The sequence below is a fragment of the Flavobacterium sp. 2755 genome (genome assembly GCF_031455715.1).
Classification (GTDB): Bacteria; Bacteroidota; Bacteroidia; order Flavobacteriales; family Flavobacteriaceae; genus Flavobacterium.
The window spans coordinates 794,625-808,256 of record NZ_JAVDTG010000001.1 but is presented as its reverse complement, the minus strand read 5'-3'; the positions used below and the strand labels follow the sequence as shown (position 1 = coordinate 808,256).

Sequence of the window (13,632 nt, the reverse complement as noted above, 5' to 3'; positions counted from 1 at the left end):
TTACCAATGGAAAACATACTTAATCCTCTTTCTAACTGGATTCCTTATAAGTTACTTGAAAAAAATAATGAAATCTATTTTGAATGGATTTATGTGGGAGATTTAAAATATGCCGAACCTTTTTTTGAGGAAACAATTTTAAAATGCAGAAAACACGAATACAATTCAAAGTCGTTTAAAGTAATAAGTACTACTGAAAATCTTGTAGAATGGTCTGAAGAAATAGTTTCGGTCGATTTAAAATCTTTGGTATTTCACGTTTCAAGATGCGGTTCTACAATGCTGAGTCAGTCTTTAGCCACTTCAGTAGAAAATATTATGATTTCTGAAGCACCAATTGTGGATGAAATTTTGAGAAGTAATTTGTTTGGTTTAGACAAAAAGACGGCGCTTTTAAAAGCAGTTATTAAATTCTTAGGACAGAAAAGATTTCCGGAACAAAAGAATTTATTTTTAAAACTGGATGCCTGGCACATTTTTAATGCAGGTTATTTAAGAAGCATTTTTGCTGAAACACCTTTTGCGCTGCTTTACAGAAACCCGACAGAAGTTTTGAAATCGCATCAAAAAAAGATGGGAATGCATATGGTTCCGAATTTACTGCCGCCGAGTGTTTTTGGAATTACGGCTCAGGAGATAAATAGAATAAGTTTTCAGCAGTATGGGGCTTTGGTTTTGGAGAAATATTTTGAAGGCTTTTTGAGTTTTTACGAAACAGATCAAAATGTTACAGCTCTTTATTACAACGACGGAATGAAACAGGTTGTAGAAAAATTTATTTCGTTTATCAAAGTTAATTATGCTTATGCAGAACTTGATAAAATGTATGAACGCCTAAATGCCCATTCTAAAAACGAAAATGAAGCTTTTAATGGAGATTCTTTTAAAGAAGAAGAATTAGAAATCAATTTTACAAAGCTTAATCTGCTGCACGAAAAATTAAACAGCACGTTTCTGGAACATCAGGAAAGCTAAAATACAAATGAATTTACTTTTTATTGATTTATATGTATTTTTGCGCCAAATACAAACAAAATGATTGATTTAGATTACCTGGCATTTCTCGAAAATATATTGACAGACAACCGAAAAGAGAAATTTTTAAAAGTATTAGAAAGCCGAACCAAACATTTTACTATTGCGGTCGAAGATGTTTTTCAAATGCATAACACGAGTGCCGTAATGCGCAGTTGTGAGGTTTTTGGAATTCAGGAACTTAATATTATCGAACAGCGTTTTGGTAAAAGAATAGATAAAGAAATTGCTTTAGGTGCACAAAAATGGGTTGACATTAACCGTTTTGATAGTGTTGAAGGCTGTATTTCCTCTTTAAGAAATAAAGGATATCAAATCATTGCGACAACACCGCATGAAAACGACTGTATGATTCAGGATTTTGATATTACAAAACCAAGTGCTTTGTTCTTTGGAACTGAAAAAGACGGCCTTTCTCCGGAAATTTTAGAAAAAGCAGATGGATTTTTAAAAATCCCAATGGTAGGTTTTACAGAGAGTCTGAATATCTCCGTTTCTGCTGCCATCATCATTCAAAACCTTACCAACAGACTGCGAAATTCAGATATTGACTGGCATTTATCTGATGAAGAAATATTAGAAAAACGCCTGGCGTGGGCTAAAAATTCAATTAAAGATATTAAAAGAATAGAAGCGCGTTATTACCAGGAAAATCCGAGATAAATTTCTGAGATTCTAAGTTGCTAAGGTTCTAAGATGCTGAGCTTGGAAAAGAAGAGAATTTTAAATAAGCTTGCCACGAATTAGACTAATTTTTAAATTAATTAATTCGTGGCAAAAATAAAAACTTAGAATCTCAGCAACTTAGAACCTTAGCATCTTAAAAAAAAATCATCTTCCAAAAGAATCGTAATTATCTTCGGCGTATTTTTCGAAACGTTTTAATAAAACGATATTTTGTTTTTCTGTTTCGGTCAATTTGTTATCAACGTTTGCTTCAACCGGAATGTACCATTCTACATCATCAAAAAACTGACGTACTTTTTTCGTTTTAAAAGAAAGTCCGTGTCTGGCAAAAATGGTATTTCTAAGGATTTCCAAATCAATTTTCTTCAGGTTTTTGATATCAGATTCTTTTAGTTTTTTTGTTGATGAATTGATGTTTGAAATACTTTCAGATGCCATTCTATAGACACTTTCAGTATAAGTTTCAGCTTCTTTATTATTTATAGAATCTTCCTCGTTTTCATAATAGGTTACTTGTTCTTCCTTTGGATTTTCATAGTCAATATAAGAACCATTATTAGGTAACATTAAATTAGGATCGTATTTAAACTGTTTTTTAACCAGTTCAAATTTTCTTTTACGAACTTCTTTTTTAGGATTATTGGCTATCCATATTCCAGAAATTATAGTATCATTTACTACATCAAAATCAAAAACACCATCATTTTTATCATCGCCGGGTTCTTTAAGTGTAAAATGAATTACTTTTCCTTTTTTTGTCATTTCACCTTTAAGAGGTCTTATGTTACCAGCGACTACACTTTGTCCCGTAACTTCAGATTCAGTAATTTTTTTAATACTTATGTTAATCTTATTGATAAAATTTTCTTTTACTTCTTGGGTTGTATCACGTTCTGCAACAATAAATGAACCAACCCACGAACCGTATAAATCAGTTCGAATTTCTTCGGGCATTTTATTATCACTGATTTGTGATTGTTTTTCTTTAGAATTACAAGAAAAAAGGGAAACGGCTAAAAATAAATAAAGAAGGTTTTTCATTTTTTTGATTGATGATAAAGATAATATTCGATGATTAATAAATTCGGAATCCAGCCTAACCAGGCAATAATTTGATATAAATCCATTGGCGCAGGGTGAAACAAATATACAAGAATCACCTTCCAAAAACGTAAAGTGACGGCAGAAAATGTTAAAGCAAAACTTCGCAGCATAAAGGCCTTGTGCTGCGTGATATTTTTGTTTTTAATGAAGAGAAAACCTTTTAGAGTAAAGTAAAACCATAGAACGGATAAAGTGACAAAAGATATTTTAGAATAAAATCCGCCATTAGCAAAAAAGCCAATAAATAACCCCGAAGGCGCACTTAAAAGCAGAATTACAAAAACATATACCTTTCCAAGGTTTCTATGTAAAAGAGGATATTTCTTTAAAAGAAAATTGTTAAACTGAAAAAATCCTGATAGCAAAACAAAAATAGCCGAATAGACATGAATATAAAAAAAGGTAGTATAATAGGGAATTTCAGAAACTTCCGTTTGTTTGATCTGGAGAAAAGCAGCGTCGTTTTTTAACGGAATGTACTGCAAAGTAAGCTTCAGCATTAGAATAAAGAAATAACTAAAACAGATTGCCCAAATTAGTAATAACGAAAACTGAATCTTTTTTCTCAATTCTTTATTGTAAAAGGTTTATTAGGTATCAAATATAAAAAATCCCCAGCCACTTTTGGTAGTTGGGGAGAATTTTCTGCCACGAATTACACGAATTTTCACGAATTAATTGATTTAAAAATTTGTGAAAATTCGTGTAATTCGCGGCAAAAAAAACTTAGTATCTCAGAATCTTAGTCCCGATAGCTATCGGGATAGTATCTTAACTTACTTTTTTAAGAATAATATAAAACCTAAAATGCTGACAATTAAAATACTCAATGCTGCTAAAACTGTGGCCAGATCACGAATGTTTTTTCCTGCCCAATCCATAAATAAAAACTTATGCAATATCGCAAAAGAATAACCTTCTACTTTATCTGCATTTTTAACCACAGCTGCGAGTCTTGAAGTTGAAGTTTCGATAAAATAGGTTGTTTTTTCAGGAGTGTCGTATGCTAATTTTACAACAGGAAGACGTTTGTTTACAAAACCATATTCTCTGCTTTCAAAGTCAGTCAATACTTTTGATTCTAATAATTTTACATTTTCTATTGATTCTTCCGGTTCTTCAGAAGTTTCGATCATTTCGCAGCAAGCCGCTTGCGGAGCCCCGCCTGTAAAATAATAAGCCAGATATTCGGCATAGTGAAGATCAACATTTGGGACAACTTTATTGGTTGCAGCATTAATGTAAATCACTTCCGATTTTTGATCTTTCTTTTTATTCCATTTTGTATTAGAATCTACTTTTGAAGTTTTGAATTTACTTTTTTCAAGTAATTGGCAACGGAAATAAGTTGTATCGTTTAAAGTAATAATACTTGTATTTTGAAAACGAGTCCAGTCTAAATCCAGCGCATTATTGGCTAATGGAATTTCTTTAGTCACAAATGTAGGTTCGTAAACCATTTGCGATAAAGTATAAGGTGCCCATTTTGTTGTAGCATGATATCCTCCGCTAAAAGCAAAAGTCAAAGTGAAAAGCGAAACCCAGATTCCAATTTGGCGATGGTATTTTCTAAGCCCTTTTTTAGGAGCTGCATTATCAGTTTTTTTGAATTGTTTCCACAATAAACCGTAAATCAAGATGCCGCTTAAAGCAGAAAATCCAATAATTGACAATAAGAAAATCATGGTAATGATTCGGATACTATTGTTAGATATCGCATCAATAAATGACCAGTTATGAAAAGTATCAAAAAACCAGATAAAAGCCTGTCTTGAAGTTGGATTGTAAGTCGCCAGTTTGCTGGAAGAGGTTTCAACATAAACTTCCATAGCATCAGGACGGTCAAAAGTCAGTTTGTAAACCGGTAAATAACGATTTACATATTTGTATTGCGAAGTAAATTCGGTTACCACTTCGCTCTTTTTTACGACACTTTTTTGATCATCGAGAAAATAGCGAGAAAGCCATTCGGCATATTTTTGATCTCCTTCTTCCAGTTTTTTTCCATTCGAAGCATCATAATACCATAATTCACCAAAAATGGTTTTTAATTGATAATAAGTAGTATTGTTAAAAGTGACAATTCTGAAATTTTTGAATTGGGTGATTTCGTTTTTTTGTAAAACTTCCTGAATAGACAATTTCAACTGACTTTTGTCGATTACTTGCTGTTCCAGTTTTTCGTGAGCAATTTCAGGTTTGAAAAAATGCGCCATAAACGGGTGCATTAAACCAGACAGCGTCCAGAAAATAACAGGAACAATGGTAATTAAGCCAATAACACGATGCCATTTGTACATGTGCTGCTTGATTTTTTTTACGATTTTAGAATCTTTCTTAGAAGATTTTCTTTTAGTTTCTTTACTCATAATTGAGTTGTTTTTGATTGTTTTTTTGCCACTCCCGATAGCTATCGGAATGGCACGGATTAAAATGATTTTTTTATTTAAAAAACTCTGTGATTAATCCTTTTAATCCGTGAAATCTGTGGGCAAATAATTTTATTTTTTTAATGAAAAATTGTACTGAATTCCAAATACAAATGTTCTTGGAGCTGCCGCCGTATATGTTGGCTGGGCATTTGTGGTATTCGCTCTCGAAACATTGTAAGCGTATAATTTATCTGTAAGGTTCATTACGTTTCCATATACTTCAATTCCTTTCCATTGATAACCAACTCTTGCATTGAAAATGTTATAACCGTCGTATTTTACCGTATTGATCTGATCTTGGTAATAACTTCCCACAAGCTGCCATTCGATAGAAGTCCTTAAATTAGGAAGCCAGTTTGGATAATAACTTACCTCTGAATTTCCAGACCATCTTGGTGCTGCCGGCATTTCTTTTCCGTTTAAATCCTGAACAGGATCGCTTGGTTTGTCCGAAAGTTTAAAATCGATATATGTATGCTGCGCGTAAGTTCCGCCCAAGCGAATATTAAATTGTTGCGAAGGACGATATGAAGCTCCAAATTCAACTCCTTTATGACGCGTTTCTCCTGCCGAACGATAATCTGTTGAGTTATCTGGAAGTTTAATGTTTAACAGTTCATTTTTACCTTCCATATAATAAAAGGCATAATCAAAATTTAATTTGTTTTGAAGGAAAGAAAGCCATCCGCCCACTTCATAATTATCAAAAGTTGCAGGTTCTAAGTTGTAATAAAAAGCAGCCGGAACGCCTGTTGTTCCTCCAGTTCCTGGTTTAGTTCTAAAAATAGAGGTAATTCCCGGAGGCGCAAAACCTTGAGAATAATTACCATAAAAACCTGCAAACTCAACTGGGTTAAAATTTGCACCTACTTTAAAAGTGAATTTATCGTAGACTTTGCTTCCTGTAGATTTGTCTAAAGCATTATCATAGTCTACTTTCATGTTGTCGTATCGACCGCCAACGGTAAATATTAATTGTTCAATTGGACTAATACTCAATTGCGCATATCCTGCAGAGTTGAAAATATCTGCCGTATAATCTGCTAATTTTGAATCTGGATGTTCAGCAATTATTTCATAAGAATCAACGGTTTGTTTACCAGCTTCTCCCGGATTTAAATTAGCTTTTAAATCAATTACATAAGACCAATACGTAACTGGAGAATAGTCGTATAAAGCACCAGCCACAAGTTTTGTATTTAGAAAATCAAATTTTTGAGTGTGCTGTCCAATTGCTCCGTAACTTTTAAAGTTATTTGAATTTACTTCACCTTTAGCAGTTGTAGGATTTACAGTCGGGCTCCATTTAATTCCGTAAGAAGGATTTTGGCCTAATTTATTATCACGCAAATAAGCTGTAATATAACTGCTTGAATTGTTGTTCCAATCGTGTTCCAGCGTTAAGCGGGTTCTTAAAGCATCAGATTTTCTATAAGTAAAATTAGAAGTGCTTTTATAAGTTCTGTTATAAAAAGCTTCTTCATTGACCGAACCACTCATATCCGAATAATATTTTCCATACATCGTATTGCTCATTAATCGGGTAGAAGGAGAGATGTTATAATCGATTCTGGCATTCAGATTATCTTTGTTGTAATCAGAATAAGTCATCCATCCATTTTCTTGTAAACTTGAAATTCCGGCAATATGAAAACCAACTTTTCCTACGGTTGCACCGCCGGCAGCCTGAAATCTTCTGTATCCATAATTATCTGCCTGAACTCCAAATTTAAATTCTGGATCAACAGGTGGTTTTATCGAAATTAAATTGATTGTTCCGCCCACAGCTTCAGGGCCGTATAAAGAAGAAACCGGACCTTTAACTACTTCAATACTTTGTAGGTTATATTGATTGATTTCTAATAAAGCGTTGTGATTGAAAATTCCCATTGGGCGAATTGGCAAGCCATCTTCTAAATACAGATAATAAGCATTTGTTGTCATTGGCTGACGAATAGACATCATGTGCTGCTCGTTTCCTAAGTTAACCATTAAAACTCCCGGAGTTTTGTTTATAATTTCATAAACGGCAGTTGCTTTTGCTTCGTTAATGGTTTTGGCTGTTATTTTGCTAATGGCAACAGGAGTTTCCTTACGTTTAGTGGCAGTTCTGTTGGCAGTTATAAAAACGTTTTCAAGCTCCTGAGATTTTGTTGTGTCTTTTTCTACCTTATTCTGCGCAAAGACAAATTGTCCTATAAAGAATAGGATAATGTATATTTTTTTCATTTTAAATTTATATAAATTTTAAAGTAACGTGTGCTTTTCCTGACTTTACGACAAGAAAAAAATCTTTTCAAAAACTATTGAAAAGCGGTTATCAGAAATTTATATAAAATAGGATGGAGGTCGAAACGTAGTGTTTGAAACCGAAATAGGTTTTGTGTTAAAAGAAGCAAAGATTTTTGCTCTTGATTCAATTGGAGTTACTAATTTAAAATTAGTCGTAGTAGTATTTTGAATGTAAACAACTTCTGCTTTTTCTTTCAGGTTGTTTTGCATTCTTTTTTCGTTATCTGCGTATTTTTTTAAACTTTTTTGAAGTTCACATCGACCGTTACAGGAATTAAAAACCATTTTTCGCTGTACGCAAATCGTTTTTGAAATTTCTTCCTGATTAAGTTTGAAAGAAGTGTAAACAAAGAAGCTGCCAAAAGAGGGCAGTAAAAGTGTACATGAAAGCAATATGATCAAAAATCGTTTCAAAACGCTGTTTCTATGTTTCGAATGCAAAAATACATTTAATTCGCATTTATTACCAAGTGTTTCGGGATTTTTTTTAGTATTCAGTTTACAGTCGCAGTCTCAGTTTTTAGTCTGTATGTAAACTGAGACTGCGACTGAATGATAAAAACTAAAAACCCGACAGGTTTTAAAACCTGTCGGGTTTGATATGTAATTCGTCTAGTCTGTAAACTGAAAACTGCGACTGAATACTGAAACTTATTCTTTAACAATAACCCAAGCTCCAGAAGCTAAAAGAGTTTCTGCTTTTTTGAATTTCATTGTTTCTGTTTTACCAGTTGCAACTTCTTGGATCGTTACATTGTCGTTACGATTGATTTTTGGCATATCTCTAACGATAGTTTCTGTAACCTGACGTTGTTGTGTTTCTCCAGCTTCGCGGTTGATGCTTTCACTGTTAGGAATTTCGTCTTTGCTTAATTGTAAATTCTCTTTTTGACGAACTTCTCTTGCTTCGTGAATTTCAGAAGTAACGTTTTGAGCTGGTAAATCACCTTTAAACAAGAATGAAATAACTTCTTTATTAACGTTGTCTAACATTCCTCTAAACAAGTTGAAAGCTTCTAATTTATAGATAAGTAATGGATCTTTTTGTTCGTGAACAGCCAATTGAACAGATTGTTTCAATTCGTCCATTTTACGTAAGTGTTTTTTCCAAGCCTCATCAACAATAGAAAGTGTGATGTTTTTCTCGAAATCAGCAATTAATTGCGCTCCTTCGCTTTCGTAAGCTTTTTTCAAGTCTGTAACCACATTCAAAGTTTTGATTCCGTCTGTAAATGGAACTACAATTCTTTCGAAATGATTGTTTGGCTCTTCATAAACTCCTCTAATAATTGGGAAAGCTTCTCTAGCGCTTCTTTCTGTTTTTTCAGTGTAAAAAGCCAAAGCTTCTTTGTATACTTTTCCAGTTACTTCAATATCTGATAATTTTTGGAAATCAGCTTCTGAAATTGGAGAAGTAATTCCGAAATAACGAATTAAGTCAAAATCAAAACTTTTAAAATCATTTGCAATTTTATTGTTGCTTACGATTAATTCGCAAGTATCATAAAGCATATTCGCGATATCCAGTTTTAAACGCTCGCCAAACAATGCGTGACGACGACGTTTGTAAACTACTTCACGCTGAGAGTTCATAACGTCATCATATTCTAATAAACGTTTACGAACACCAAAGTTGTTTTCTTCTACTTTTTTCTGAGCACGTTCGATCGATTTAGTCATCATAGAATGCTGAATAACTTCACCTTCTTTCAATCCCATTCTGTCCATCACTTTAGCAACTCTTTCAGAACCAAATAAACGCATTAGGTTATCTTCAAGAGAAACATAAAACTGAGAACTTCCCGGATCTCCCTGACGACCAGAACGACCACGTAACTGTCTGTCAACACGACGTGAATCATGACGCTCTGTACCCACGATTGCTAAACCTCCGGCAGCTTTTACTTCTGGAGATAATTTAATATCGGTACCACGACCAGCCATGTTTGTTGCAATAGTTACAACTCCGGCTTTACCAGCTTCTTCAACGATTTGTGCCTCTTGCTTGTGCATTTTAGCATTCAATACGTTATGTGTGATTCCTCTCATTTTAAGCATACGGCTTAATAATTCTGAAATCTCTACAGAAGTTGTTCCAATCAATACTGGTCTTCCAGCGTTTGATAATTCAGTAACGTCTTCAATTACAGCGTTGAATTTTTCACGTGTAGTTTTATAGATATAATCTTCTTTGTCTTGTCTTGAAATCGGACGGTTGGTTGGAATTTCAACAACGTCTAATTTGTAAATCTGCCATAACTCACCAGCTTCTGTAACCGCCGTACCAGTCATACCTCCTAATTTGCTGTACATTCTGAAATAATTCTGTAATGTAACAGTAGCAAAAGTTTGTGTAGCAGCTTCGATTTTTACGTTTTCTTTAGCTTCAATCGCCTGGTGTAAACCGTCAGAATAACGACGACCATCCATGATACGACCTGTCTGCTCATCGACAATCATAATTTTGTTGTCCATGATAACGTATTCTACATCTTTTTCAAAAAGAGCATACGCTTTTAAAAGCTGAGTTAAAGTGTGGATACGCTCGCTTTTTACTCCAAAATCCTGGAATAATCTTTCTTTAGCTTCTGCTTCAGCGTCTTTGTCCAGTTTTTGTTTTTCGATAGCAGCGATTTCTGTTCCGATGTCCGGTAAAACGAAGAAATCTGCATCAGTATCTCCAGAAAGGTATTTAATACCGTTATCTGTTAATTCAACCTGATTGTTTTTTTCTTCAATCACAAAATATAAAGCTTCATCCACTTTATGCATTTCGCGATTGTTATCCTGCATGTATTGATTTTCAGTTTTTTGAAGCAATTGTTTAATTCCTTCTTCACTTAAAAATTTAATTAATGCTTTGTTTTTAGGTAAACTTCTGTAAGCTCTTAATAATAAGAAACCGCCTTCTTTAGTATTTCCTTCTTTGATTAATTTTTTAGCTTCTGCTAAGAAACCATTTGCTAACTGACGTTGTTGTGCAACTAAGTTTTCAATTTTTGGTTTCAATTCATTAAACTCATGACGATCTCCTTGTGGAACTGGTCCTGAAATAATAAGCGGTGTTCTTGCATCATCAATTAATACAGAATCGACCTCGTCGACAATAGCATAATTGTGTTTTCTCTGCACTAAATCGCTTGGCGAGTGCGCCATGTTATCTCTTAAGTAGTCAAAACCAAATTCGTTGTTGGTTCCATAAGTGATATCAGCGTCGTATGCTTTTTTTCTTTGCTCTGTACTTGGCTGGTGATTATCAATACAATCAACAGATAAACCATGGAATTCGAATAAAGGCGCTTTCCACGTGCTGTCACGTTTTGCTAAGTAGTCATTCACTGTTACTAAGTGAACTCCGTTTCCTGTCAAAGCATTTAAGTAAAGTGGAAGTGTAGCAACCAAAGTTTTACCTTCACCCGTTTGCATTTCGGCAACTTTACCTTCGTGCAGAACCATTCCACCAATCAACTGAACGTCATAGTGAATCATGTCCCAAGTGATATCTTTTCCGGCAGCATTCCATTTGTTAGCCCAGATAGATTTTTCGCCGTCAATAGTAATATATGGTTTTGTTGCAGAGAATTCGCGGTCTTTTGCAGTTGCAGTAACTTCGATATGAGAGTTTTCTTTGAAACGGCGAGCCGTTTCTTTTACTACAGAAAACGCTTCGGGAAGAATTTCCAATAAAGTTTTTTCAGAGATTTCATAAGCTTCTTTTTCAAGAGCGTCTATTGCATCATAAATATCTTCTCTTTTGTCGATATCCTCAATATTTTCAACTTCAGCTTTTAGAGAAGCGATTTTTGCATCTTTATCTGCCCTTGCTTCTTTAATTTTTTCTTTAAAATAAGCGGTTCTCGCTCTTAGTTCGTCATGAGATAAACTCATTAAACTAGTTTCGAAAGTCTTAATTTTGTTTAAGTAAGGTTGTAAAGCTTTGACATCTTTTTGAGATTTATCACCTACAAAGACCTTAATGATGCTATTTATGAAACTCATAATTTATTTGTATTTCTTTATTATATAATATGTATTTGAACCAAAAAAAAAGCCTCTATGATGAGACTTTTTCCTTTGGTTTATTTTTTAATATTCATCCTCATTCCAAAGATAATCTTCGTCTGTTGGATAATCAGGCCAAATTTCTTCCATTGATTCATATATCTCGCCTTCGTCTTCTATTGACTGAAGGTTTTCTACTACTTCTAATGGAGCACCAGCTCTAATAGCGTAGTCAATAAGTTCGTCTTTGTTAGCAGGCCATGGCGCATCACTTAAATAAGATGCTAATTCTAATGTCCAATACATCTGTTATCTGTTTAGTTTGTGCAAAAATAAATTTTTTACTGAAAAAGACAAGTAAAATTTGATTTATTTTAATAAAATTTAAGAACGTCCTGTTAATTGCGGATTTTAGATTGTTGATTTTAGATTTATAGAATCTTGAAAAATTTAAAATCTGAAGTCTAAAATCTAAAATTTCACTTCCTCGGAATCCATTTCACTTCCTCCGCTTTTAAGTCAAACGACAACTTCCGTGCCAAGACAAAAAGGTAGTCAGAAAGTCGGTTTAAGTACATAATTGCGATTTCGGGAACGTGTTCATTATGACTTAAATGTACTGCCAAACGCTCAGCACGGCGGCATATACAGCGGGCAATATGACAATGTGACACGGTTGGGTGACCGCCCGGTAAAACAAAATGAGTCATTTGCGGAAGGCTTTCTTCCATTTTATCTATTTCGTTTTCCAGTAATTCGATATCCGAGTCAATTATTCCGAGATTTTTTAAGCGGAGTTCTCCGTTTTTTAAAACCTCTTTTTCCTGCGGAGTTGCCAAAATGGCGCCTACAGTAAAAAGACGATCCTGAATTTCTATTAAAATAGTTTTATAATGTGAATCTATTTCCTGATCGCGAATTAATCCTATATAAGAATTAAGTTCATCAACAGTTCCATAACTGTCAATCCTGATATGATCTTTAGGAACGCGCGTGCCTCCAAAAAGAGCTGTTGTTCCTTTATCGCCTGTTTTGGTATATACTTTCATTTTTTTTTAAGATACTAAGGTTCTGAGTTGCTAAGATTCTAAGTTTTTCTTTTGTTTGAAAATAATCTAAAATCTAAAATCAGAAATCTAAAATTATTTAGTGGTGTCGCTTTCAATTAAACCATCACGCAAACGAATTACGCGGTGTGCGTAGGCAGCGATATCTTCTTCGTGGGTTACTAAGATTACCGTATTTCCTTGTGCATGAATGTCTCCAAAAAGCTTCATGATTTCTACAGAAGTTTTACTGTCTAAGTTTCCTGTTGGTTCATCGGCTAAAATAATCGAAGGTTTGTTGACTAAAGCGCGTGCAATGGCAACACGCTGGCGTTGTCCTCCGGAAAGCTGATTTGGCTGGTGATCCATTCTGTCGGCTAGATTTACTTGTTTTAAAACTTCAGTTGCTCTCGCATTTCTGTCAGATTTTGAATATCCGGCATAAATCATAGGTAAAGCTACATTGTCTAAAGCCGTTGTTCTTGGTAAAAGATTAAAAGTTTGAAAAACAAATCCAATTTCTGTATTACGAATTCCGGCAAGTTCGTCATCACGCATTTGGCTGACATCTTTTCCGTTCAAAACATAACGTCCTGAAGTTGGTGTATCCAAACAACCTAATAAATTCATTAAAGTTGATTTTCCAGATCCCGAAGGCCCCATTAAAGCGACGTATTCGCCTTTGTTGATTTCTAAATTAATTCCTTTTAAAACATAGACGATTTCATTACCAAGTACAAAATTTCGTCGTATGTCAGTTATTTTAATTAATGGATTTGCCATTTCGTTTTACAATTTTGGATTTAAAAGTACAAAACACTTTTCATAAAAATGATAAGTAGTTTAGAAATGGATTTTGTTACAAAAGCTTTTTAATAGATATGTATTAAAATAAATATGTTTTTTAAAGCAGAAACGGTTATATCATTTTCGATTGATTTTGCATAATTGTCATTATTTTATGAATTTTATAGTATTAAAATGTTTTTAAATTTTCAAACATGACAATAATGTAATTTGTTTGATTGGCTATT

11 protein-coding genes are annotated in these 13,632 nt (G+C 33.8%); 2 read left to right on the top strand and 9 right to left on the bottom strand.

Annotated elements, in window-relative coordinates; genetic code table 11:
• Positions 1-6 precede the first annotated feature (6 nt).
• Positions 7-975, top strand: a complete 969-nt coding sequence (locus tag J2Y38_RS03440) for a sulfotransferase family protein (protein WP_309839584.1) — start codon at positions 7-9, stop codon at positions 973-975.
• 60 nt (positions 976-1,035) lie between these two features.
• On the top strand, positions 1,036-1,698 hold the full coding sequence (locus tag J2Y38_RS03435) for an RNA methyltransferase (protein WP_309839582.1): 663 nt from the start codon (positions 1,036-1,038) through the stop codon (positions 1,696-1,698).
• Between the two features lie 168 nt (positions 1,699-1,866).
• Here the strand turns inward: J2Y38_RS03435 and J2Y38_RS03430 are convergent, their stop codons facing one another.
• The 9 genes from J2Y38_RS03430 to J2Y38_RS03390 all read right to left on the bottom strand — a co-directional run bounded on the left by J2Y38_RS03430 (position 1,867) and on the right by J2Y38_RS03390 (position 13,381).
• A complete protein-coding gene (locus J2Y38_RS03430; protein ID WP_309839580.1) occupies positions 1,867-2,763 on the bottom strand; it encodes a YARHG domain-containing protein in 897 nt (298 codons plus the stop codon).
• Positions 2,760-3,395, bottom strand: coding sequence for a DUF2306 domain-containing protein (locus J2Y38_RS03425; protein ID WP_309839578.1), 636 nt, complete (start codon positions 3,393-3,395; stop codon positions 2,760-2,762). The genes J2Y38_RS03430 and J2Y38_RS03425 overlap by 4 nt, the downstream gene beginning before the upstream one ends.
• A gap of 207 nt (positions 3,396-3,602) precedes the next feature.
• Positions 3,603-5,195: a PepSY-associated TM helix domain-containing protein gene (locus J2Y38_RS03420; RefSeq protein WP_309839576.1), complete on the bottom strand. Its 1,593-nt coding sequence runs from the start codon at positions 5,193-5,195 to the stop codon at positions 3,603-3,605.
• Between the two features lie 132 nt (positions 5,196-5,327).
• Positions 5,328-7,487 carry a TonB-dependent receptor gene (locus J2Y38_RS03415; RefSeq protein WP_309839573.1) on the bottom strand — a complete coding sequence of 720 codons (2,160 nt, stop codon included), beginning with the start codon at positions 7,485-7,487 and terminating at the stop codon, positions 5,328-5,330.
• Between the two features lie 99 nt (positions 7,488-7,586).
• Positions 7,587-7,964, bottom strand: a complete 378-nt coding sequence (locus tag J2Y38_RS03410; RefSeq protein WP_309839571.1) for a hypothetical protein — start codon at positions 7,962-7,964, stop codon at positions 7,587-7,589.
• Positions 7,965-8,201: 237 nt separating this feature from the next.
• Complete coding sequence (gene secA / locus J2Y38_RS03405) at positions 8,202-11,549, bottom strand: preprotein translocase subunit SecA (RefSeq protein WP_309839569.1); 3,348 nt, start codon at positions 11,547-11,549, stop codon at positions 8,202-8,204.
• A gap of 87 nt (positions 11,550-11,636) precedes the next feature.
• A complete protein-coding gene (locus J2Y38_RS03400; protein WP_007138072.1) occupies positions 11,637-11,858 on the bottom strand; it encodes a DUF2795 domain-containing protein in 222 nt (73 codons plus the stop codon).
• A gap of 173 nt (positions 11,859-12,031) precedes the next feature.
• Entirely contained in the window at positions 12,032-12,601 is a 570-nt protein-coding gene (locus J2Y38_RS03395) for a cob(I)yrinic acid a,c-diamide adenosyltransferase (RefSeq protein WP_073484375.1), read from the bottom strand.
• A 93-nt stretch (positions 12,602-12,694) separates the two neighbouring features.
• Positions 12,695-13,381 (bottom strand): ABC transporter ATP-binding protein, encoded by a 687-nt coding sequence (locus J2Y38_RS03390; RefSeq protein ID WP_309839565.1) that lies wholly within the window; start codon positions 13,379-13,381, stop codon positions 12,695-12,697.
• Between the last annotated feature and the right edge of the window lie 251 nt (positions 13,382-13,632).